Below are 21,114 nucleotides of genomic sequence, written 5' to 3'. Positions count from 1 at the left end.
TTTGATCATGGCTTCCGTTCCACCGGCTCCGCTTTCCCTTTTCGATCGCGTATTCGACGTTGTCGTCGTCGGATCGGGCTACGCCGGATACGCGGCGACGATCACCTTGCGCCGGGCCGGGCGGAGCGTTCTGCTGATCGGACCGCACGGCGACTTGCTGTGGGAATCGGGGCGTGCGTTCTGTCCTGATGTTGGTGCGTGTCCGGAACCGGCGTGGCGTGACCTGGTCGACGCGGTGGCGAGGCGGACCGGCGGGGCCGACGGCGCGCTGGACGGTGCTGTCGCCGAAGTGGTGGCGACCGATCAGCTGGTAGCCAACGGTGCCGAGGTGCTGTACTACGCGGTTCCGGTTGCCGTCGAAGAAGACCAAGGCGCCCTGACCTCCTTGATCGTGGCGACGAAGTCGGGGTTGCGCCGAGTCGCCGGACGCCGGTGGCTAGACGCCACCGAATCAGGCGAGCTGGTCCGCCTTGTTTCACCGGAATCGGTACCGCGCCGTCCCGGTGAAGCACGGGCGGCCCTGATGCTGCAGCATCCGGATTGGTCCACAGTCCCGGGTGCCTCGTCGCTGAGGATCACCGCATGGCCGAGCGAACGGGTCATGAGCTTCGATCTTCCGCCGGACGAGCAGAGCTGGCGGGAACGAGTACCGAAGGCGCTGGCCGAGCTCGAAACCATGATCGGCGCGGAGATCGCGCGCGTGTCGATGAGTCATTTCAGCATCCGCCCCATACCGCGTTACCGGGCGGGGGTGCCGGCCGAGATCGCTGTACCAAATCTGGCGAGCGCGGTGCCGGGATTGCACGCCGGCGAGGTGACCACACTCGCCGACCGGTTCGTTCTGGGTGTGCGATCAGCGGCGCGGCTGCTCGCACTCGAAGACCATGAGGTGCCACCGCAGGTCCTGGCGCGGGCGATCCAGCGGATCGTGCCGGCGCGCACGCTCACGACCGAGGTACTCGTGGCCGGCGCAGGTACCGGTGGTGCGCTGGCCGCGGTGGCGGCAGCCAGAGCGGGTGCGCGAGTGATGTGCGTGGAACCGACGACATTCGTCGGGGGAATCGGCACCGGCGGTGGCATTCATGTGTATTGGTTCGGGGTACCGGGAGGGCTTCAACACGAGGTGGACCTGCGCACCCGCGAAGTGATGCGGTCCTTCCGAGGCGGCCCGTTCGGGGACGGCCCGTTCAACCCCTGGGCCAAGATGGTTGTCCTGGAGCGAATGCTTCGCGAGCACAGCGTCGATTTGCACACCGATGCGTTGCTTTTCGATGTCGAGCGGCACGGCGACCGGGTGGTCGCGGCGTTGGTCGCCACGCCGGACGGTGTCGTGCGTATCGAGGCGGGTGGTTTCGTCGATGCTTCCGGGGACGGCGACCTGTGCGCGGCGGCCGGTGCCGAGTTCTCATATGGCCGGGAACACGACGGTTTGCTGCACGCGTACTCCCAGTCGTCCGGGAAGCTCCGCGACCTGCGTGGGCGGCCGCGGATGGCGGTCGTCAACATCGACGCGGGTTTCTGTGACCCGGTGGACCCGCTCGACATCACCCGGGCCCGGCTTACCGGTATTCGGCAGCACCTGCGCGGCTCGTACACCAACCTGACCCGGCCGACGTACATCGCACCCGCGCTGGGGATCCGGCAATCGCGCCAGTTCGTCACCGAATACACCCTCAGCCTCGACGACCTGATCCGGCGGCGCCGCTTCGCCGATGTGATCGGGTACACCGGCGCCCACTACGACAACCATGCCACCGACTGCGAGTTCGAAAGCGATGAGTCCGTCTTCTGGATGTGGGCGAACCGGCAGTTTTCCGCACCGCTCGTCGGTGAGATGAGCTATCGCATGGTGGTGCCTCGCGGTCTCGGTAACGTCTGGATCGCGTCGCGGTGCCTGGGTGTTTCGCAGGATGCGCACTATTCGTGCCGGATGCAGCGCGACGTGCAGCGCGTGGGGGAGGCAGCAGGCTATGCCGCCGCGCTGGCGGTAAGGAGCGGGACCGCGGCGCAGCAGCTGCCGTACCCTGACCTGCGGGAGTGGCTGGACAAGACCGGCGCGCTCGACAAAGAACCGCGCAACATCACGAGTGGGTTCACCTGGCCCGACCCGGGTGAGGCACCCATGGCGGAGCTCGAAGTGCCGGATCTGCCGTCCTCGGCTGCCGAAGCGTTGGCTGCTCTCGACCGCGGGGAGCCGGGTGAGGCGATGTGGTGGCTGTACCGGAACGAACCGTCGGTGCGCGACGATGTGATGCACCGCCTTGCTGCTGCCGAGGCGGGGCCGATGGTGAGCTGGCTTGCGGCGGCTGTAGTCGCCATGTGGAAGGACCCTGCTGCCGAACCACGGCTGATCGCGGCGGTCGAATCGCACGAGTACGGGTTCGGCGGCAGTTATGGCCCGCCACCCGGATACAGCGTCCGGCCCGGTGAGTTCGACCCCTTCGAACAGCCGTACCTGGCACCCAACTGGTTGTGCGCGGTCGCCTTGCTGAGGCGATGCGGGACGGAGGCTTGCCTGCCCGCGCTCGAGCGCCTTCTTGCCCGGCCGGTCCACGGGATCAACACGCTCACTACGGTGGCATTGACGCTCGAGCGTATCGCTCGGCGCATTGGTGCCCCGGACACCGAGGTACGAGACCGGATCGGTGCAATGCTCGATCGAATGTTCGTGATTCGCACGGTGGGCAGTCTCGATCACGCGGGCCGAAGTGTCGGGAAGTACAGCGAATGTGCGATCCGCGGGGTGTACGACGCAGACGATCACCGGGCAGCCGAGGCAGAATTTGCGAGCGGCCATTTCTGCGAGAACAACGGATGGCAGCTTCACCTCGCGGTCGCCCGTGCCCGTGCTGCGATGAACCTGCCCGCCCATGGTGGCGCCGAGAGGTACCTTGGAGACGCACGAGCGTTGGTTCGCCGGGCATTCGCAACCGTGCGCCGAACAGCTGAAGGGTGAGAACTCTGTCGAGCGGATTTTGGCCAGGTGCGCCGGGAAAAGACTAGAAAACGTCGATCGTGGATGGTGCGAATGCCCAGGTGAACGCCCTCGCGGCGGAACGGATAGCGCCCGGCCGGAGCTCGCGGATGCGACCGGCGCCGGCGAGTGTGGAGATCGGGGTCCCGCCAAGGTATGCGGCGCCGAGGTCTGCGACATCGCAGGTAAGGTCTGGTGCCTCTGCTGTGGCGCTGCACTGTGCGGCACCGTCCCTGTTCGCGGTCAGGCGCCATCGCCCTGCGTTCTGGGGTACCAGGTTGTCCGTCACCTCCAGCACGAGATCGACCTCCGCCGAGTACTGCCGTGCGGCGAGTGCTTCCGGCACATTGACGAGGCGTACCCACAACGCGTCGGCGGTAGCGGCATTGAGAGCTCTTGGCTCGTTGACGAGCCACCACAGCGGTTCGTCAATCGCCGAGAATTCGGTGACCACAGTCCGTGTGCGATCGATCGACAACAGATAGCGCCAAAGCGCAATGTACCCTTCTGCGGTCTCGGCGACCAGTTCGGTGACCTGGACTTCGTCAGCGGCGATCCGATTGTGCCGCCGGTGGCGCTGCCGCCACACAGCGTATCCTTCTGGGCCATCCGCTCCCTCGAAAACAATGGAACGGCTGGTGCCGGATTTCGGTACCTCGGAACGTGCTCGTGCGAGCAATTGTCTCCACCATGCGCCATCCCGGCTTTGACCAGCCGGGCCGGTGTCGCCAGACGCGGTCGTAGACGTGAAGCATTTTCTCTCCGCCTCGATCGAGAGGATATTCGCGGACGGTTCCGGATGTCGCGGTGAGTGGGTGCTCGATGGTGATATCCCGGGTGTCGATGCGAAGACTCGCGGTCCGTGATCCGAGCCCGAAGCCGTACCTTGGGTAGATACTTGCCTCGCTCGCCCACAAGACGATCAATGGTTCGCCATATACTTCTCGGACCTGCTGGATGTGGTGGCGCATCAGCCGAGTGAGCAACCCGCGCCGACGGTGCGACTGGCGAACTCCGACTCTGGTGAGATGTGCGGCCGGGGTTGTCGTTCCGGGAATGGCAAGCAATCTCGCATGTGAAGCGAGGTTGGCCACCGGATCACCGGAGTACGCGATGACATGGTTGCGTTTCGGTTCGAATACGAGGTCCTCTGCGAAGGATGCGTAGCCCAGAATGTCGAAACCGAATGCGTCCGTTAGCACTGAGTAAACTTTGGCCAGTTCTTGCGGCTTCGACAATCTCTGCAGATGATAGTTGGTGGAACTCGTCACGAATGTCCTTGATACAAGGGCTTGGTTGACTTTCGCAAGTGCTCGGCCCTGTCCTGCGCGAGAAGGATCGAATGCGGCGCGGCGTGGATCATCCCCGTTGACGTGGCACGCTGACGTGATCGGTCGGCGGATTCGGGGTGCGCGCTGGTCATCTGTCGGTGAGTGTCCTCGATCTGGGTTGACTGCGTGCGGAAGTGGAAACCGGCTTTCCGGTCTTGAGTGTATTGCGGAGGGTGGAGTCGTGTTCTAGGCTGGTTGCATGGTCGACCGGTCGGCCAATAGGGGGAAGCGGCTGCCTCCCGGCGATGCTGGGAGGCAGCCGCAGGCTCGACATCGAGGAAGTGGCCACGTCGCGACAGGAATTTCGACGGTAAGGGTCTGGTGCAAGGCTCTGGGGCGGGGCGTTTCCGGCAGTAGTTGCCTGATGTGTTGCGACCGGATGGAGGCGACGGCGCGGCCGCAAGGAAGACGCAAGACAACTGACTGTGATGCCAGCCCAAGGAGATCTCGAGGCGATCTTGTTTGGGTCGCGTGCGACAGGTGTCGATGTCGGGTGGTCTATGCCCACCCGCTTCGGCAATCGACGGCAGCGAGAATCTGATGACCTTGCAGCAGGTCGTCCCGAGTGGGAATCGGGATGTCTTCGCATCACTCGACGTCGTTGGCATTGCACTCGAAGTCGACTATCTCCGGCTTCGCTCCGAACTCGTCGCCCGGGTCCAATCCGGTCTCTTATGCGCCCAGCGCTCCGGTCCGAGGAGGCGGAACCCCTTGCGCTGGGCGAGTCGAACCGGCGAGTCATCCCACGATCAACCGGCCTCGGGAGAGGTCGTACGCACGATCCCGGTTCATCGTCGCGGCGGCCTTCGTGCACCTCGGGTCCGCGCCCGTAGCAGCTGAACGTGGACCCGTCCGCAAGGCCCGCGGATTTGTCATCAGTAGATGTTGCGCATGGGGATGCAGCACTGCCCGGAACATCTGTGTTGTGGCATATGCAAAAGCGTTCTCCTGGCGTCACGCGCGTCGAGCCGACGGCGGAGCGCCGAGCAAGACTGCCCGCCCGATGAGGCGGGCAGTCTCCGACCGAAGGCTACTGGTCACCGTGTCTGGCAGCGATATCCGTGACCTCGCGGAAAATGCGCTGCATCAGTGCTTCGAAGCCACTCTGTGAGTAATTGCTCTGCGGAATGATGCCGTCGATCGCGAGGCGTCCATTGAACGTCGAGATGACGATGTAGGGAGAAGTCAAGCCGGTAACGTAGGGGTGGACGAGGTCTGCAATCAACCGAAGATCGACTACGGTGAGGTCGTCGGTTCCCGGGAAGGGAGGAATCACCCCCGCGTTGCCGATCGCGAATTCGATTGGATGATCTCCTGGCTCGGGCCGCCGGCGCGGGAGGCTGGGCACGGCGCGCGGTGCGGGAACCCCGGGGAACCGGCGCGATATCTCGGAATCGAGCTGGTATTTGATCGCCGAGCCCACGTCGACCGGATCGGCGCCCGGTGGTATCGCGACGTCGCAACGGACCGGGAAATTGATGACAGCGGTATCGGTCGGCCCGATGGGCGGATTGACCCGGTTTCTGATGTCGACCATGGAGGTGCAGGAAACGTAGTGCGTTTGATTGGGGCTTTCGCTGCCGCAGAGGGCGACGCTCAGCGCGCCGCACATCAGGGCGTGCACGGAGGTCCCGCAGTTCCGGGCCGCTTTGACGAGACGGCCGGTTTCTTCCTGGGTGAGCCGGATTCTCGGGTCCCGGGGAATCACGTCCTCGGGGACCGCGTCGGGGTCGACGGGGTTCGAGTCGAGCGAAAGGGAAGTGTGGCGAGCTCGGCGTTCTTCGAGATTTTCGAGGTCGGCTTGAGTCCAGATGTCCCGCATGAAGGTCGAGGGAGGCTGTGGAAGCGGCCCAGGCGTCTCGATCACCTCGACGCCCTTTGCGAGATCCAGGTAGAGATGCCAGAGATCCCGAAGCATCGCAAAGATCGAGGGTGAGTCGGACACCGCATGCGACGCCTGGATTGCCACTTTGCCGCCGTCCGTCCCTGGGGCAACGACGAAGCGGGCAAGCGCGTGTTTGAAGTCCGGGCGGTAGCGCAGTTCGTGCAGCAAATCATCCGTTTCGCCGAGAACCAGGAAGGGAGGCGGAGAATCGAGGTTGACGCGCAGCATGTACCCGGACGGACCGTGCTCGGCGAATCCGCGCAGCGTTGGATACCGCAGAGACAGGAGTTCGGCAGCTTGCTGCAGCACACCAACGTCGACGGTGCCGCGCCACTCGGTGACCGCGGAGATGTAGTCCTCTTTCCAGACGACCTCCACTTCGTCGAGCTGCCGGGTCAGCGTCATGGCGCGGATTCCTCTCTGACGTGGATGGTGGAAGGAGCGATCGGCCCAGGGCCGAACGTCGCCTGGACCATTCGAGCGAGACCTGTGCCTGCCGGCGGCGTGACCTGCCAGCGGGGGTGAGGCATGGCACATGCTACGGGGTGAACAGGTAGAGGTCAACCGGTCGACCTATTGCGGGAGGGTCCACGTGTGAAGATCATGATCAGGAACTCTGCATTCGGTATGCCTGACGCTGTGCGGATCGATTCTTCCACTCGGCTTCTGTGGGTTCCGGAGACGGTGCGAGAACCTTTTCGGCAAGTGCTTCGAGATTTTCGTGCGCCAATGTGGAGAGTTTGGTGGAATGCCGTACCGTCTCGGGATCGTCGGCGAGTGCCAGAGCGTGGTCGATGGCGTGGTCGAGCGCGCCGATCGAGGCGTCGTAGGGCATGTCGTGGTCCCAGAGCCCGGCGTACCTGTTGACCTTGGGATTGAGATCGGCGAGAGATACTCGGGGGACATTGTAGGCCGCCGAGACAATGCGCAGATGAAGTGAAGTGCCAATAGTCAAGCGTGCCCCTGCGATCTGCTCTACCAGGTCGAAAGGGCGGCGCTCTTCGATGACTTCGATGTCAGTGTTCGGAGAAGTATCTTTGACGAACTTGCGCACCTCGGCATTCGACTGAAAAGCAGGGGAGCGACCGATCGTTCCGGCGACCAGGATCCGGATGGGCAGCCCCCGCAGGGTGCGGCTCCGCATCAGCGATTGCGCCACGTTCATTGTGCCGAGCCGAGACAACAGTGTGTCCGACATCTGGACGATTGCATAGTCGGATCCCGAGGATCGTTCGCGAGGGTGTGTCACGCTGATCGCGTGTACAGCATCGGGTACGAGGCTGTGTTCGATCTCCAGCATATCGAGAAGTTCACTGGACCTCCTGTCCCTGATCGAGATGTATGTCGTACCTCGAAGCAACGAGATGACCGCGGCCCGCTGGGCGGAGGGAACATCGAGGATGTGCGCGATCCCGGCGGAATTGAGCACGGACACCGAACCGGCATTCGGCGGGTACTCGGCGGGGGAGGGCATGTCCGGATGAATGATCGGACTGCCGCCGGTGGCGCGGTATAGAACGGCGTCCCGCTCTGCGTCGTTCGTGGCCTTCTCGAACTCTCGGTAGGCATCTTCCGTTGCCGCGATCCAAAAGGCATGCTGCAAATCCCCGCCGCGCTGCCCCAGATCGGCGCACAGTTCGCCGCCGACAGTCCAAATCGCGTCGAATCGCTCCTTCTCGAGCAGCGGTCCGTATCCGTCTGTCTCCCGATCGAGCAGTGGCTTCATGTCAGTACTGGCTGAGGCGAGAAAGGCGCCTGCGGCGACGACCTTGGCCTCGCGGAGATAGTGCTCAGTGACCAGAAGCAGAAGGAGGTCGCCGAAGTTGTCCATTTGGTAGCCGCCGGTCGCGAGGATGCGCGGCGCGGGTGCGTTCAGGTGCATCTGTGATCGTGTCCTTGTCGTTCTGGAGGCGGCGAGTAGGTGTCGGAAAGTGGATCCTCGTCAGTGCCTGGCCGAGATCCCGAGCAGATCGCGGGCGATCATCCACCGGTGGATTTCCGCGGTGCCGTGGCCGATGCGCCAGACCCGGACCTGGCGGTAGAAGCTCTGGATCGGCAGTTCCTTGCTGTATCCCATTCCACCCAGGATCTGCAGGCAGCGGTCCGTTACGCGCTGGGCCATTTCCGTCGCGTACAGCTTGGCCTTGAAGGCTTCCGTCTTGATCGGGTGGCCCTCGTCGGCCAGCCAGGCGGCGTGGTAGACCAGCCAGCGGGCCGCTTCCAGCTCCGTGACCGAATCGGCGAGCATCCATTGGATTGCTTGGCGGGACGCGATCGGGCGGCCCCACGTGACGCGGTTTCTTGCCCAGTCCACGGCGATTTCCACGCAGCGCTGGGCGATTCCCAGCTGGTACGCGGCGATCTTGAGCCTGCCGTGGGTCAGCTGGTCGTTCGCCAGGGCCCAGCCGCCGCCGGTGGGGCCCAGGCGGTTGGCGTCGGGGACCACGCAGTGGTCGAAGGTGAGTTCGTACGGTTCCCAATCGTCGCCCATGGTGGGGATCGGGCGGGACAGGGTGAAGCCGGGGGTGCCGGTGTCGACCAGGAAGCAGGTCACGCCGCGGGCGCCCAGCGTGCGGTCGGTGGTGGCGAACAGGATGACGAAGTCCGCGCGTTCGGCGTGGGAGATGAAGGTTTTCGTGCCGTTGATGACCCAATTGTCACCTTCGCGGACGGCGGTGGTGCGCATTGCCGCCACATCCGAGCCGCCGCTCGGTTCGGTGAAGGCGTAACAGCAGCGTTTTTCCTCCTTGATGATCGGGTACAGGTAGCGTTCTTTCTGCTCCGGCGTGCCTTCGTACAAAACCGGTTCCGGGCTGCCGCCGAATTCGAACATGGCGGGGTGTTTGTACAGTTCCTCGGCGACCAGGCAGGTGCCGAGGGTGCCCAGGCCCTGGCCGCCGTGGTCAGCGGGGACGTCGAGGGCCCAGAAGCCCTGCTGGCGGGCGCGGTTTTCCAACGTGGACCGCTGTTCGGAAGTGAACCGCCCGGCTCTCAGGAAATCAGGTTCCAGCGGCATCAGCTCGCGTTCGCGGAATTGCCGTACCCCGTCGACGAACAAGGCGAGTTCGCCGGGAATTTCGAAGTCCACTCGCTTACCTCCGCTTGCCGTACTCGGGCATCCGCCAGTTCTTCCGCGACGCGGGCATCACGCTGTCGCCCTCGTTGTCGTGCGCCAGATACACCGAAACGAGGTTGACGGCCGACGGCGTCAGCAACCGCTCCTTCATGCGTTCGCGGTCGATCGTCGTGAGCCGTTCGTGGGTGACTGTCGTGCCGCCCCACTGGCGCTGCCACGGTTCGTCGACCGGCGTCAGGAGCGACATCTGCGCGTCGGCGGTCGTGGCGTGCTGGAGTTCGCGGTACGAGCGGATGATCGAGAACCCGCCGTTGAGCAGGCGGAAGATGGTGACATTGCCGTCCACCTGGCCGGATTCGTACCGGAGTTGCTGGGCCAGGCTGGGCAGGAACGACGGGACCAGGGCGCCCGCGCCGTCGCCGATGAAGCCGAGGATGTTGCCCCGCTCGCTGAGTGCGAGGGCCGGGATGGCGAGCAGCGCGTCGCCCATGAGCGCGCGGCCGTACCAGCCGGAGAGGCCTTCGCCGGTGCGCGAAAGGTTCCGGACCGCGGAGATGCCGCCGCGGCCGACGTCGTAGCACCCGGTGTAGCTGTAGCTGTGGTGGCGGATGAGGTCGTCGAGGACTTCGTCCAGCTGGGTGAAGAAATACTCGTGCGTGAGGGGCATGGTCGGCACGTCGCGGAGCGGGTCCGGGGGCGCGGCGACGGCAGCCGCGATGGCCTCGCGCCGGAAGCGGACCACGCGCTCGTCGGGATCGAGACGCCGGCTCAACCGGAGGAGGAACGAATGCAGGTCCTCGACCACCGGCAGGTCGGTGAACGGCGCGATGTGCCGCGGCGTGTCGGTGACTTGCACGACGCGCAGGCGGGTGAACAGCGCTTTTTCGCTGAACGGCGTTGCGAGGTCGGGAATCCGGCTCTTCAGGAAGAAGATCGCGTGCTCGTCGTACCCGAGGGAGGTGCCGGCCGGGTGCAGGAGCCGCCAGACCGCCGGTGACGAGCCGTACAGGCTGAGCGTGCCGAGGTACTCGTCGACGACCTGGCCGCGGTGGAAGCGGGCGACGGTCCCGGGACGGCCGAGCGAATCGGTGAGCGCGATCCCGGCGTCGTGCGCCAGGCGGTAGACCAGCTCGCGTTCGGGTTCGGTGAGGTGGCCGCATTGCCAGACCAGGGCGCTTTGCTCGGTGTTGACGATGCGCGCGACCGCGTCGATGGTGTCCTCGGTGACCCGGGGATGTGCGATGCCGGACGTTGCTTTCGGCAGCTCGACGCCGCCGGTGTGCGCGAGGACGCTCGGCGACGTCAGCAGCGCGACCGGCCCGCTGCGCTGGTGGTACGCACGGAATGCGGCCTGCAGATCCTGGGCGATGCGGGCCGGGTCGGTCAGGTGGAAGCACGGAATCCGCCGGGCGGCGAATACGGCGCGCGCGTCTTCGTGATCGTGCACGGTGCCTTGGAAAGGCTGCCACTGACCAGGTTCGGTTTCGCCGAAAATGATGAACCCGCGCGCTTGCGAATCGCGCAGATTCGCCAGGGTGCCACGGAGTTCGTCGACCATTCCCGCGGTCACGACCATCAGGAACGGCGCTTCCCGCAGCTGCCACCGCGCGAGCGCGCCGCAGGCGAGGCTGTGCTCGCTCGGGCCCCGCAGCACGGGATTGCCTGCCCGGCGGGCGATCACGGTGGCGTCCTGGATCACTTTGGACACGATCGACCCGGTGAAGAAATGCAGTCCCCATTTCGCGCCCGATTCCTGGGTGAGGAATTCCGTCAGGGTGGTCGCGAGGGTCGCGGGTGCCTCGGTGTGCGGCAGGACGGCGCGGGTGTTGGCTTGCCGCAGCTGGACCAGGTCGGTGAAGGCGCGGATGGTGTCGACCGCGAGCACCCATGCTTCGTCAGGAGTTTGCCGTGCGGTGCAGTCGGTGCGTGAATACACCGAGTCAGCGTCGTGATCGTCGTACACGAAGACGGAGTACGGGGAAATCCCGAATCCGGCCTTTTCCCGGAGGGCGTGGAGCCGTGCGATCGTGGTGTCGAGACGGGCGTCGACGTCGTCGCCGGGTACTGCGGTCCGGGCGTCGACGAGGAAGAGCACCGTGTCCGCGGCGCTCCAGGGTTGCTGGCCGTCGTGCGTGCGGACCGGTAGCCGGAGTTCTCCCGCCAGCTCGTCGATTCCCGGGGCGACGACGAGCTCGACCTCGGCGGCAGGCAGGACGTCGTCGAGGAACGCACCGGCGCGGTCGGCCAGCGTTGCGAACGTGGTGGGCCACGTCCGGTCCGCCTCGCCGGCGAGCGCGGCGGATCCGGTGAACTGCCGCTCGCCGGTGCCGAGCCGGGCCAATGCGGTGGCGACCGTTCTGCGGAATCCCTCGCTAGCGCTTGCTACTGCTACGAAGAGGCGTTGTGGTTCGGTGGCCATTGCCGTCGGGTCCTCCGGTCATCTCGGCTCGGCTGGTGCCAAGGTCGCGCTGGCGGGCGAGCGCGAGGTCGATCTCCTGCGGGGTGACGTCGTTGACGAAGACGACGTCACCGATCCCGCGGGGCAGGGGGAGACGCTGCTTGCCGTCGCGGTGGCGCACGGTTTCCCGCAGCGCGTTCGTGAGCAGGTCCGGGTCCAGTACCGGATCCCACGTGGGCAGCCGGAGTTTGCGCATTACGGTGAAGATGCGCTCGCGCTCGCCGGTGGTCACGAGGTCGCGGTCTTCGGCGATCAGCGTGGTCATCGCCATGTCGATGCACACCGCCTCGCCGTGCAGAAGGGCAGGCAGGGCACGCATTTCGACGGTGGGGCTGAACGTGTGCCCGTAGTCGACGGCACGTTCCAGCTTGGCTTCCCACAGGTTCGGCTGCAGCTCGTCCAGCATGCCGTGGATGGCACGGGTGAGGGCCTCGTCGGCTTCGCCGCTGTCGTCCTGGAATTTGCCGTCCAGCAGCCGCGACCCGGATTCCTCGAGCAGCGTGAACAGGCGGTCGTCCTTGATCAGCGCCATTTTCAGGATCTCGGCGAGCCCGTTGCTGACGTGCCGGTGCTCGAGGGTGGCGAGGAAAGACTTGTCCAGCAGGGTGAGATCGGCCGGATGGTAGGTGCCGAGCCGGTTCTTGTGCCCGTCGAAGTTGACCCCGGTCTTCACGCCGACCCCGGCGTCGACGAGGCCGATCAGCGTGGTCGGGACGCGGATGAACGGCGTGCCGCGGCGGTAGAGGCTGCTGACCATGCCGACGACGTCCATCAGCACGCCGCCGCCGATCGCGATGATCGGCTCGGTGCGCCTGGCGATGCCGAACCGGTCGATGTCGCGGATCACCTGCGTTGCGGTGTCACAGTTCTTGACGGTTTCGTCGACCGGGATGACGGTGATCGTCGCGTCTACGTCGTGGTGCTTGAAGTACTTCCGGACGCGGTCGCCGTAGCGCAGCTCGACGTTCTCGTCGATGACGACGATCCGGCGCCGCGTCCCGCCGACGGTGCCGCCCGCGGTGGCGAGATCGGTGTGCTCGGGGCCGAGAACGTCGGTGCAGAAACGGATTTCGTAGGTTACGGGTTTGTCCGCGCGCACGGTCCAGGAGCTGACCCGGGGGCTGTAGGTGTACAGGCCAGGGGTGCGCGTTCCGTCGTGAACAGCAGAGGCATAGGTCACTCAGCCAGTTATAGGCTCGCCGCGGGGGCGGTGGCGATCCGCGATGCGCCGGTCTTGGACCTCTTCGCGCCTGCCCGTCCCGATCGCGCGGATCAGGGGCCGAGTTTCGCGATCGCCTTGCCGGTCGGGATGTCGTCGCCGGGTTCGGCGAGCAGTTCGAGGATCGTGCCGCCGTCCTGGCTCACGATTTCCTGCGTGACCTTGTCCGATTCGACGAGGCAGACCGGTTCGCCTGCCATCACGGGATCTCCGGCCTTTTTGTACCATTCCAGGAGCGTGACTTCCTCGATCGTCAGGCCCCATTTCGGTACCACGATGTCACTCATCCGGCTGCGATCTCCTTCGGCATCACCCGGCGCACCGCGGCGGCGATTTCGCTTTCCTGGGGGAAATACGCGTGCGCGAGCGGCGGCGGGAACGGAACGGGGGCGAATGGGGGTGTGACGAGTTCGGGTGCGGCACGCAGGGCCCCGAACCCTTGCGTGGCCACGATCCGGACCACGTCGCTGCCGACGCTGCCCGGACCGGTCGCGTCCTGGGCGACCACCAGGCGTCCGGTCCGGGAGACCGAGTTCAGGATCCGGGGGACGTCCAAGGGCAGCAGGGACCTCAGGTCGAGCACCTCGACGCTCACGCCGCCGGCCCCGAGCGCGGCTGCAGCGGCCTCGGCGCGGGGGACCATGCCACCCCAGCAGACCAGCGTCACGTCCGTGCCCGGGCGGCGGATCACGGCTTCGCCCAGCGGGACCACGTGGCCATCGGGTACCTCGCCGCGGGTCGACCACAGACGCGCGCTTTCGATCACCACCACCGGATCGGGGTCGCGGATCGCCGCTTTCAGCAGGCCGTTGGCGTCGGCGGGAGTGCTGCCCCAGACGACCTTGAGGCCCGGTACCGACGCGGGCCACGCTTCGAGGTTCTGCGAATGCTGCGGTCCGGCGCCGAGATGTGCGCCGCAGAAGGTGCGCAAAGTGAGGGGTACGGAATAGTGGCCCATCGACAGGTACGAGCTTTTCGCGGCCTGGTTGGCGAGCTGGTCGAGGGCGAGCGGGAGGAAATCGAGGAACATGATCTCGACGACCGGGCGTAATCCGGCCATGGCGGCGCCGACGGCCATTCCGGTGATGGCCGCTTCGCTGATCGGGGTGTCGCGGACCCGGGTCGGCCCGAATTCGCTCAATAACCCTTTGGTGGCACCGAAAGGACCGCCGGGAGCGCCGACGTCTTCGCCGAACAGCACCACGCGCTCGTCGCGGCCGAGTTCCTCGCGGAGCGCGTCGTTGATGGCCTGCCAGTATTTGCGGCGTGTCATCCGACCTCCTGGGCGCGGTAGACGTGGTCGGTCAGCGACTCCAATGCGGCCGGAGGCTGGGCGCGGGCCCAGACCGTGGCCTCGGCGATCTCGTCGGCACAATCGCGGTCGATGTCGTCGAACTGGCCGTTCAGCCCGTCCACGTTCTTGCGCAGCACGGTGAGCGGGTCCCGGGCGCGCCAGAGGTCGACCTCCGCCGTGGTGCGGTAGCCCTGAGCGTCGCCTTCGAAATGGCCGTGCCAGCGGTAGGTGCGGCATTCCAGCAGGGTCGGCCCGTCGCCGGACCTCGCCCGGTCCACCGCGCGTTGAGCCGCGTCGCGGACGGCGAGGACGTCATTACCGTCGACACTTTCCGCCGGGATGTGGTGCGGGCGCGCGTATTCCGTGACCGAGGATGCGCGCAGATGGGTCGAGGACGGTGTCATTTCGGCGTACCCGTTGTTCTCGCACACGAAAACGATCGGCAGACGGGACAGCGCGGCGAGATTGAGCGACTCGTGGATCACGCCCTCGGCCACCGCGCCCTCGCCGAAAAACGTGACCGCGACGCGGGGTTCGCCGAGCACCTGGGCCGCCAGCGCGCCGCCGAGCGCGATGGGGACCCCCGCGCCGACGATGGCATTCGCGCCGAGGATGCCCAGCGCCGGGTCGGCGACGTGCATCGACCCCGACCGGCCGCCGCAGTACCCGGTGGCGCGCGCGAAAAGCTCGGCCAGCATCCGCCGGGGGTCCGCGCCTTTCGCGAGGCAATGGCCGTGCCCGCGATGGGTGGTCGTGAGGTAGTCGGCGGGGCCGAGGACGTCGCAGACCCCGGCAGCGACCGCCTCCTGCCCGATCGACAGGTGCAGGAACCCGGCCAGCTCTCCGGACGCCATCAGCCGGGACGCGGCGGTCTCGAACTCCCGGATCAGCGCCATGGTCCGGTAAAGGCGCACCGCGGTCATGACGATTCCGCCGGGATGCACACGACCGCTTGCCCCGACACGCATACGGCGCCGCGCTGGTCGCGTTCGGCGAGCTCGACCTCGACCAGCCTGTCGTCCCCCTCGCGGACGACCGACATGACGTGGCCGGTCACCGTCAGCACATCGTCGGCGACCGCGATGCGACGATTGCGCCAGCGCAGCGACCGCAGCGTGGCCTGCGGCCCTGCCCACTTCAGCAGGGCGTTGACCAGGAAACAGCCGTGCAGGTGAGACTGTACGAGCACGTCCGGGTGGCCCTCGCTGCGGGCGTACGCGCTGTCGTAGTGGATGCGATGCGCGTTCCACGTGGCGGCGCTGAACCGGAAGAGCTGCACGGTGGTCGGGCGGACGGTGTAGGGCGTGACCGGTGCTCCGATCCTGAACCAGGACGCCGCTGTCTTGGGTGGGGTCATGGAACTCCTCAGCGCGCGATGAACGTTTCCTGGCAGGTGACGAGCGGACGGCCGGTGTCGTCGGTGAACTGCCGTTCGAGGCACAGCACCAGAAGCGGCCCGGATTGCCCGTACTTGATCTCGACGTCCCGCAGGCTGGTGTGCGCGAGCACCCGCGTACCTGCTTCGACGGGGGCGTGGAATTCGAGGTTCTGGCCGGCGCCCATGAGCCGTACCCCGGTGAGCCGAAGGCCGCGCGTGTCGGCAACGGCGGTGCCGTCGGTGTCGAGCTCGCCCTCGGGCGGGCCGGCGCCCCAGCCCATGACGGAGCTGAGGAAAAGCGGCGGCGCTTGGGTACCCGTGACAGGCGCGTGGGAGGCGACGGCGAACCGGTCGATGTCGCGCTGGGTGAGGACGCCGAGGTCCTCGGTGCGAGGGTTGCCGAGCTCCCCGCGGAGGCGGCGGTAATGGGATCTGAGAGTACTGGTCACCCGATCGCCCTCCTGGTCTCGATCTGCTGACGCAGCACCCGTTTCTCGATCTTGCCGACCGACGTTTTCGGTAGCTCGCCGACGATCGTCACCTCGGCCGGGACCTTGAATTTCGCGAGGTGCTGCGCGCAGTGCTCGGTGAGGGCGGCGGCGGTCGGCGTGGTACCCGGGGTGCCGACGACGAAGGCCACCGGTACTTCGTCGCGGATCGTGTGCGCCGCCGCGATCACGGCGGCCTCGGCCACTTCGGGGTGGGTGAGCAGCACCCGTTCGACCTCGCTGGCGGAAACGTTCTCTCCGGCGACCTTGATGACATCCTTGCGCCGGTCGAAGAAGTACACGTACCCGCGCAGGTCGGCGTAGGCGTTGTCACCCGTGTAGAGCCAGCCGTCCCGCAGCGTTTCCGCGGTTGCCTTGGGGTCCTTGTAGTAACCCTGCATGAGGTTCCGGCCGGGAACCCCGCCGACGATCAGCTCGCCGACCTCGCCGGGACGGACGTCGGCGCCGTGCTCGTCGACGATCCGCACGCGCCGGTCCGGCGCTGGCAGCCCGATCGACGGCCACCGCTTCTCGCCGTGCACGGGAGCGATCGTGACGATCGTCATCGCTTCGGACAGGCCGTACCCGTTGATGAGCTCCACCCCGAAGCGCTCTTCGAAGGTGGTCTTTTCCTCGTCGAGCACGTTGATGGCGAACATGACCCGGCGGACTGAGTGGTCGCGGTCGGCAGGATCGGGCGGTTGCGCGAGCAGGGTGCGGACCTGCATGGCGACCAGGGACAACGCGGTGGCACGGTGTTCGCGCACCTGCGCCCAGAACCTGCTTGCGCGGTATTCGGCGAGCAGCACACAACTCGCTCCGACGGTCAGCGCGGACAGGATCGTGAGCGTCTGTGCGTTGACGTGGAAGGCGGGCAGCGCGGTGAGACAACGGTCGCCGGAATCCAGCCCGAGCACGCGCCATTCCCGCTCCCCGGCGGACAGGCAGTTGGCGTGGGTGAGCATGACCGCCTTCGGCCGAGCCGTGGTGCCGGAGGTGAAGAGCAGCTCGGCCAGGTCGTCGGAGCTGACGTCCGCTTCGGGTGCCTCGGCACCGTGCTCCAGCAGTGTGGCAAAGGGCAGCCAGCTACCGGCCGGTGCGCTGATCGACACCCGGAGCCGGACAGCTGGCAGGTGCGCCGTGACCTGGTCGAACATGGCGCAGTACGCCGGGGCGGTGACCACGCCGACGGCGTCCGAAAAGGACACGACGTGGTCCATTTCGGCCGCGGTATTGGCCACGTTCGAAGGTACGGTGACCGCGCCGAGCCAGGCCAGCCCGAACCAGGAGAACAGGAATTCCGGACAGTTGGGCAGATGGACGACGACCTTGTCGCCCTTCCCGATTCCGGCTGCGGCAAAGCCTGCCGCCACGCGCTGCACCTGGTCGACGAAGGCGTCGTAGCTGTACTCGCGGACGGCGAGGTCGCGGTCGACGAAGGTCAGGAAGTTCTCGGCGCCGAACCGGCTTCTTCGTTCGAGCAGGAGGTCGCGCAGCGTCCGGTTCCCGGCGATGTCCATGGCGCCTCCTCAGTCCCGCGCCGCGGAGCCGAGCAGGTCGCGCGCGATCATCCACCGGTGGATCTCGGACGTGCCGTGGCCGATCCGCCACACGCGCACCTGCCGGTAGAAACTCTGGATCGGAAGTTCTTTGCTGTAGCCGAGACCGCCGAGGATCTGCAAGCAGCGATCGGTGACCCGCTGCGCCATCTCCGTGGCGTACAGCTTCGCCATGAAGGCTTCGGTCTCGCCGGGCTTGCCCTCGTCCTGCAACCAGGCGGCACGGTAGGTGAGCAGGCGGGCGGCGTCGAGCTCGGTCACCGAATCGGCGAGCATCCACTGCACGGCTTGCCGGGACGCGATCGGCTTACCCCAGGTGACGCGGTTCTTGGCCCATTCGACGGCGATGTCCACGCAGCGCTGCGCGATGCCGAGCTGGTACGCCGCGATCTTGAGCCTGCCGTGCGTCAGCTGCTCGACGGCGAGCTGCCAGCCACCGCCGACCGGACCCAGCCGGTTGGCGTCGGGGACGACACAGTTGTCGAACCTCAGCTCGTGTGGCTCCCAGTCGTCCCCCATCGTCGGGATCGGCCGGGACAGGCTGAAGCCCGGGGTGCCCTTTTCGACGAGAAAGCAGGTGACCCCTTTTGCGCCGAGTTCCCGGTCGGTGGTGGCGAAGAGGATGACGAAACCGGCGCGTTCGGCGTACGAGATGAACGTCTTGGTGCCGTTGATGATCCACGAGCTGCCGTCGCGGACGGCCGTCGTGCGGATCGCGGCCACGTCGGAGCCGCCGCCGGGCTCGGTGAACGCGTAGCAGCAGCGGAGGTCCTCTTTGATGATGGGGTAGAGGAACCGCTCCTTCTGCTCGTCGGTGCACTGGTAGAGCGCGGGCTCGGGGCTGCCGCCGAACTCGAACATCGCCGGGTGCTTGAAAAGCTCTTCGGCCACCAGGCAGGTCGCGAGCATGCCGATGCCCTGCCCGCCGTACTCCGCGGGAGCTTCGAGAGCCCACAATCCCTTGCGGCGCCCGGCTTCCTCGAGCGCGGTCCGCGTCTCGGAGCGGAACCGGCCGTCGCGGAGGAACCCGGGCTCGAGCGGCATCAGTTCCTTCTCGCGGAACTGCCGGACGGAGTCGACGAACAGCGTGAGTTCAGGCGGTATGGCGAAGTCCACCCGGTCAGCTTGACACCGCGGCCCACAAAGGTCAACCGGTTGGCCTTTGCGCGATTTCGGGGTACGTTGAGCCGTGCGTCCGTCGTGCCCGCACGCCCCGAGGAGGTCCCATGACGGCTCACCGCCCGGTTCCGGTCCCGCTGGCCGGCCGGTTCGACTCGGTGCCGCAGGAACGGGTGCTGTTCGGCCCCGGTTCGCTGGCCCGGCTCGCCGAGGAATGCGAACGGCTGGATCTCGACCGGCTCTTCGTCGTCGTGTCACCGAGCCTGAGCCGTCAGGCCGACGTCAAGGCGCTGGTCTCGCAGGCGACGGGGGACCGGGTGGCCGGGGTGTTTACCGGCGGCCGTCCGCACGTACCCGACGACGTGGTGCTCGCCGCAGCCGAGGCCGCGAGGGCCGTGGAGGCGGACGGCATCCTCAGCGTCGGCGGCGGGAGCGCGGTCGACCTCGGGAAGGCTGTCCAGCTGTGTCTCGCCGAGGACGTACGCACGCGGGACGACCTGCTCGCGTGGCGGGTCGTGTTCGAATACCCCGACAAGATCGAGATCCCGGCCACGACCGCGCCGCATCTCCCGCACCTGGCGGTGGGTACGACGCTGTCGGCGAGCGAGTTCACCGGCATCATCGGGATCACCGATACCGCCCAGCAGGTGAAAGACCTCTACATCACGCCGAGCTTGGCGCCCCGCGTGGTCGTGCTCGACCCGGAACTGTCGGTGTACACGCCTCGCGAGCTGTGGGCGTCGACCGGGGTCCGTGCGATCGACCATGCGGTGGAAGCTTTGTGTTCCACGAATGCGCAGCCGATCACTGATGCGTTGTGCACGGATGCCTTGCGCCGGTTGGTGCATTACCTGCCCGTCTCCGCGCGCGACGCTTCCGACCTCCATGCGGCGGGGCAATGCCAGGTCGCGGCGTGGGAGTCGATCTTCGGCCTGATGAACGTCAGCCTTGGCCTCAGCCACGGGATCGGGCACCAGCTGGGGGCACGCTGCGGGGTACCGCACGGCGTGACGTCGTGCGTGATGCTGCCGACGGTGCTGGAGTTCAACCTCTCGCACACGGAAGCGCGGCAGCGGGACATCGCGAAGATCTTCGCCGGTGCCGGTTCCGGTGCCAATGCGTCCGTGGAACTCGGCGCGGCCAGTCTGATCCGCAGCTTCGTGGCGTCGCTGGGATTGCCCACGCGGCTGAGCGAGGTCGGCGTCAGCCGTGACGACTTCCCGGCACTGGCCCGGGACGCGATGGCGGACCTGATCGTGGCGACCAACCCCCGTCCGGTCCGCAGTGCGGACGAGATCGTGGGGATCCTGAACGACGCGTACTGATCCGCGCTGCGTGCGGTGCGATCCCGTTCGCGGGGTCCGCCGTCAGTTGGATTTCTTGCTGCGTGCAATGGATAGCTGCCACTCCCGGGCGGCGCGTACCAATTGAAGGGACAAGGTGCCGCGCTGGCTGGGAGGTTCCGATGGACGACGTTCGCCGGGTCGGGGTCGTCGGGTGTGGGCTCATGGGGGTCGGGCTGGCGGAGCTCTGTGCGGGGCGGCAGCTGGACGTCGTGGTGGTCGGGCGGCAGGAGCTGTCCATCGAGGGGGCACGGGCGCGGCTGGCGAAATCGCTGTACCGCAGTGTCGCGAAAGGACGGTTGACCGAGGCGCAGCGGGTCGAAGCGTTGTCCCGCGTCAGGCTGACCACTGATTTCGGGGCGTTGGCCGACCGGCAGTTCGTCATCGAGTGCGTGCGCGAGGACGAGGACCTCAAACGGGAGATCTTCGAGGAGCTGGACAAAACCGCCGGGGACGCCGTGCTCGCGACGGGCACCTCGTCGATTCCCGTGATGCGGCTGGCGAATGCCACGGCGCGGCCCGGGCGGGTGATCGGGGCGCACTTCTTCAACCCGGTGCCGGTCATGCCGCTCGTCGAGGTGATTGCGACGCTGTGCACCGACGACGAAACCGTGCTGCAGACCGAACTGTTCCTCACCGGCGTCCTCGGCAAGGAGGTCGTGCGGGCGCCGGACCGGTCGGGGTTCCTCGTGAATGCGCTGCTGATCCCGTACCTGCTTTCCGCGGTGCGGATGGTGGACGGCGGCGCCGGATCGGCGGCCGACGTCGACCGCGCCGTGGTGCTCGGCTGCGGGTATCCGATGGGGCCGCTCGCGGTGATCGACCTGATCGGGCTCGACGTCGTCGCCAAGGTCGCCGCCGCGCTGTACGACGAGTTCAAAGAGCCGCAGTACGTCCCGCCGCCGATGCTGCTGCGGCTGGTCGACGCCGGCCGGCTCGGCAAGAAGACCGGGTCCGGCTTTCACCATTACCCGTCGTGACGCGGCGGGG

General features: G+C 66.7%; 16 protein-coding genes and 1 pseudogene. 3 read left to right on the top strand and 14 right to left on the bottom strand.

Annotated elements, in window-relative coordinates; translation table 11 throughout:
* Positions 1-7: 7 nt before the first annotated feature.
* Complete coding sequence (locus OO71_RS11650) at positions 8-2,956, top strand: FAD-dependent oxidoreductase (protein ID WP_033289740.1); 2,949 nt, start codon at positions 8-10, stop codon at positions 2,954-2,956.
* Positions 2,957-2,999: 43 nt separating this feature from the next.
* Here OO71_RS11650 and OO71_RS48725 read toward each other — a convergent pair whose 3' ends face one another.
* From OO71_RS48725 to OO71_RS11585, 14 genes and pseudogenes are all read right to left on the bottom strand, one after another.
* Positions 3,000-3,746, bottom strand: coding sequence for a sterol carrier protein domain-containing protein (locus tag OO71_RS48725; protein WP_281178407.1), 747 nt, complete (start codon positions 3,744-3,746; stop codon positions 3,000-3,002).
* Between the two features lie 109 nt (positions 3,747-3,855).
* Positions 3,856-4,245 (bottom strand): annotated as a pseudogene (locus OO71_RS53315) (GNAT family N-acetyltransferase); the annotation flags it as partial.
* Between the two features lie 1,090 nt (positions 4,246-5,335).
* Positions 5,336-6,595: a phthiocerol/phthiodiolone dimycocerosyl transferase family protein gene (locus tag OO71_RS11640; RefSeq protein ID WP_033289739.1), complete on the bottom strand. Its 1,260-nt coding sequence runs from the start codon at positions 6,593-6,595 to the stop codon at positions 5,336-5,338.
* Between the two features lie 202 nt (positions 6,596-6,797).
* Positions 6,798-8,072: a polysaccharide pyruvyl transferase family protein gene (locus tag OO71_RS11635; RefSeq protein WP_033289738.1), complete on the bottom strand. Its 1,275-nt coding sequence runs from the start codon at positions 8,070-8,072 to the stop codon at positions 6,798-6,800.
* A 60-nt stretch (positions 8,073-8,132) separates the two neighbouring features.
* Entirely contained in the window at positions 8,133-9,278 is a 1,146-nt protein-coding gene (locus tag OO71_RS11630; protein ID WP_033289737.1) for an acyl-CoA dehydrogenase family protein, read from the bottom strand.
* 4 nt (positions 9,279-9,282) lie between these two features.
* A complete protein-coding gene (locus tag OO71_RS11625; RefSeq protein WP_156096259.1) occupies positions 9,283-11,685 on the bottom strand; it encodes a hypothetical protein in 2,403 nt (800 codons plus the stop codon).
* Entirely contained in the window at positions 11,639-12,904 is a 1,266-nt protein-coding gene (locus OO71_RS11620) for a sedoheptulose 7-phosphate cyclase (RefSeq protein WP_033289736.1), read from the bottom strand. Before OO71_RS11620 ends, OO71_RS11625 begins: the two co-directional genes overlap by 47 nt.
* Before the next feature lie 92 nt (positions 12,905-12,996).
* Positions 12,997-13,230 (bottom strand): lipoyl domain-containing protein, encoded by a 234-nt coding sequence (locus OO71_RS11615; RefSeq protein ID WP_033289735.1) that lies wholly within the window; start codon positions 13,228-13,230, stop codon positions 12,997-12,999.
* The gene (locus OO71_RS11610) at positions 13,227-14,216 is read right to left on the bottom strand and encodes an alpha-ketoacid dehydrogenase subunit beta (protein ID WP_033289734.1); all 990 of its coding nucleotides are present in this window, start codon (positions 14,214-14,216) and stop codon (positions 13,227-13,229) included. The genes OO71_RS11615 and OO71_RS11610 overlap by 4 nt, the downstream gene beginning before the upstream one ends.
* Positions 14,213-15,160 carry a thiamine pyrophosphate-dependent dehydrogenase E1 component subunit alpha gene (locus OO71_RS11605; RefSeq protein ID WP_033289733.1) on the bottom strand — a complete coding sequence of 316 codons (948 nt, stop codon included), beginning with the start codon at positions 15,158-15,160 and terminating at the stop codon, positions 14,213-14,215. Before OO71_RS11605 ends, OO71_RS11610 begins: the two co-directional genes overlap by 4 nt.
* Positions 15,157-15,594, bottom strand: coding sequence for an FAS1-like dehydratase domain-containing protein (locus OO71_RS11600; protein WP_033289732.1), 438 nt, complete (start codon positions 15,592-15,594; stop codon positions 15,157-15,159). The genes OO71_RS11605 and OO71_RS11600 overlap by 4 nt, the downstream gene beginning before the upstream one ends.
* 8 nt (positions 15,595-15,602) lie before the next feature.
* On the bottom strand, positions 15,603-16,064 hold the full coding sequence (locus OO71_RS47275; RefSeq protein WP_051791452.1) for an FAS1-like dehydratase domain-containing protein: 462 nt from the start codon (positions 16,062-16,064) through the stop codon (positions 15,603-15,605).
* Positions 16,061-17,623: an AMP-binding protein gene (locus OO71_RS11590; RefSeq protein ID WP_033289731.1), complete on the bottom strand. Its 1,563-nt coding sequence runs from the start codon at positions 17,621-17,623 to the stop codon at positions 16,061-16,063. Before OO71_RS11590 ends, OO71_RS47275 begins: the two co-directional genes overlap by 4 nt.
* Before the next feature lie 9 nt (positions 17,624-17,632).
* The gene (locus tag OO71_RS11585; protein ID WP_033289730.1) at positions 17,633-18,778 is read right to left on the bottom strand and encodes an acyl-CoA dehydrogenase family protein; all 1,146 of its coding nucleotides are present in this window, start codon (positions 18,776-18,778) and stop codon (positions 17,633-17,635) included.
* A gap of 110 nt (positions 18,779-18,888) precedes the next feature.
* Between OO71_RS11585 and OO71_RS11580 the strand changes: the two genes are divergently transcribed.
* Both OO71_RS11580 and OO71_RS11575 read left to right on the top strand, forming a co-directional pair.
* A complete protein-coding gene (locus OO71_RS11580) occupies positions 18,889-20,106 on the top strand; it encodes an iron-containing alcohol dehydrogenase (RefSeq protein ID WP_051791451.1) in 1,218 nt (405 codons plus the stop codon).
* 140 nt (positions 20,107-20,246) lie between these two features.
* Positions 20,247-21,104 carry a 3-hydroxybutyryl-CoA dehydrogenase gene (locus OO71_RS11575; protein WP_051791450.1) on the top strand — a complete coding sequence of 286 codons (858 nt, stop codon included), beginning with the start codon at positions 20,247-20,249 and terminating at the stop codon, positions 21,102-21,104.
* Positions 21,105-21,114: the final 10 nt, after the last annotated feature.

Origin of the sequence: Amycolatopsis jejuensis (assembly GCF_000717335.1) — a bacterium.
Taxonomy (GTDB): Bacteria; Actinomycetota; Actinomycetes; order Mycobacteriales; family Pseudonocardiaceae; genus Amycolatopsis; species Amycolatopsis jejuensis.
This window is presented reverse-complemented; position numbering and strand designations above follow the sequence as displayed.

Coding starts and splice junctions, on each gene's coding strand:
- OO71_RS11650 (WP_033289740.1), top strand. CDS start 8: ATGGCTTCCGTTCCACCGGCTCCGCTTTCCCTTTTCGATCGCGTATTC.
- OO71_RS11640 (WP_033289739.1), bottom strand. CDS start 6,595: ATGACGCTGACCCGGCAGCTCGACGAAGTGGAGGTCGTCTGGAAAGAG.
- OO71_RS11635 (WP_033289738.1), bottom strand. CDS start 8,072: ATGCACCTGAACGCACCCGCGCCGCGCATCCTCGCGACCGGCGGCTAC.
- OO71_RS11625 (WP_156096259.1), bottom strand. CDS start 11,685: ATGGCCACCGAACCACAACGCCTCTTCGTAGCAGTAGCAAGCGCTAGC.
- OO71_RS11615 (WP_033289735.1), bottom strand. CDS start 13,230: ATGAGTGACATCGTGGTACCGAAATGGGGCCTGACGATCGAGGAAGTC.
- OO71_RS11610 (WP_033289734.1), bottom strand. CDS start 14,216: ATGACACGCCGCAAATACTGGCAGGCCATCAACGACGCGCTCCGCGAG.
- OO71_RS11605 (WP_033289733.1), bottom strand. CDS start 15,160: ATGACCGCGGTGCGCCTTTACCGGACCATGGCGCTGATCCGGGAGTTC.
- OO71_RS11600 (WP_033289732.1), bottom strand. CDS start 15,594: ATGACCCCACCCAAGACAGCGGCGTCCTGGTTCAGGATCGGAGCACCG.
- OO71_RS11590 (WP_033289731.1), bottom strand. CDS start 17,623: ATGGACATCGCCGGGAACCGGACGCTGCGCGACCTCCTGCTCGAACGA.
- OO71_RS11580 (WP_051791451.1), top strand. CDS start 18,889: ATGACGGCTCACCGCCCGGTTCCGGTCCCGCTGGCCGGCCGGTTCGAC.
- OO71_RS11575 (WP_051791450.1), top strand. CDS start 20,247: ATGGACGACGTTCGCCGGGTCGGGGTCGTCGGGTGTGGGCTCATGGGG.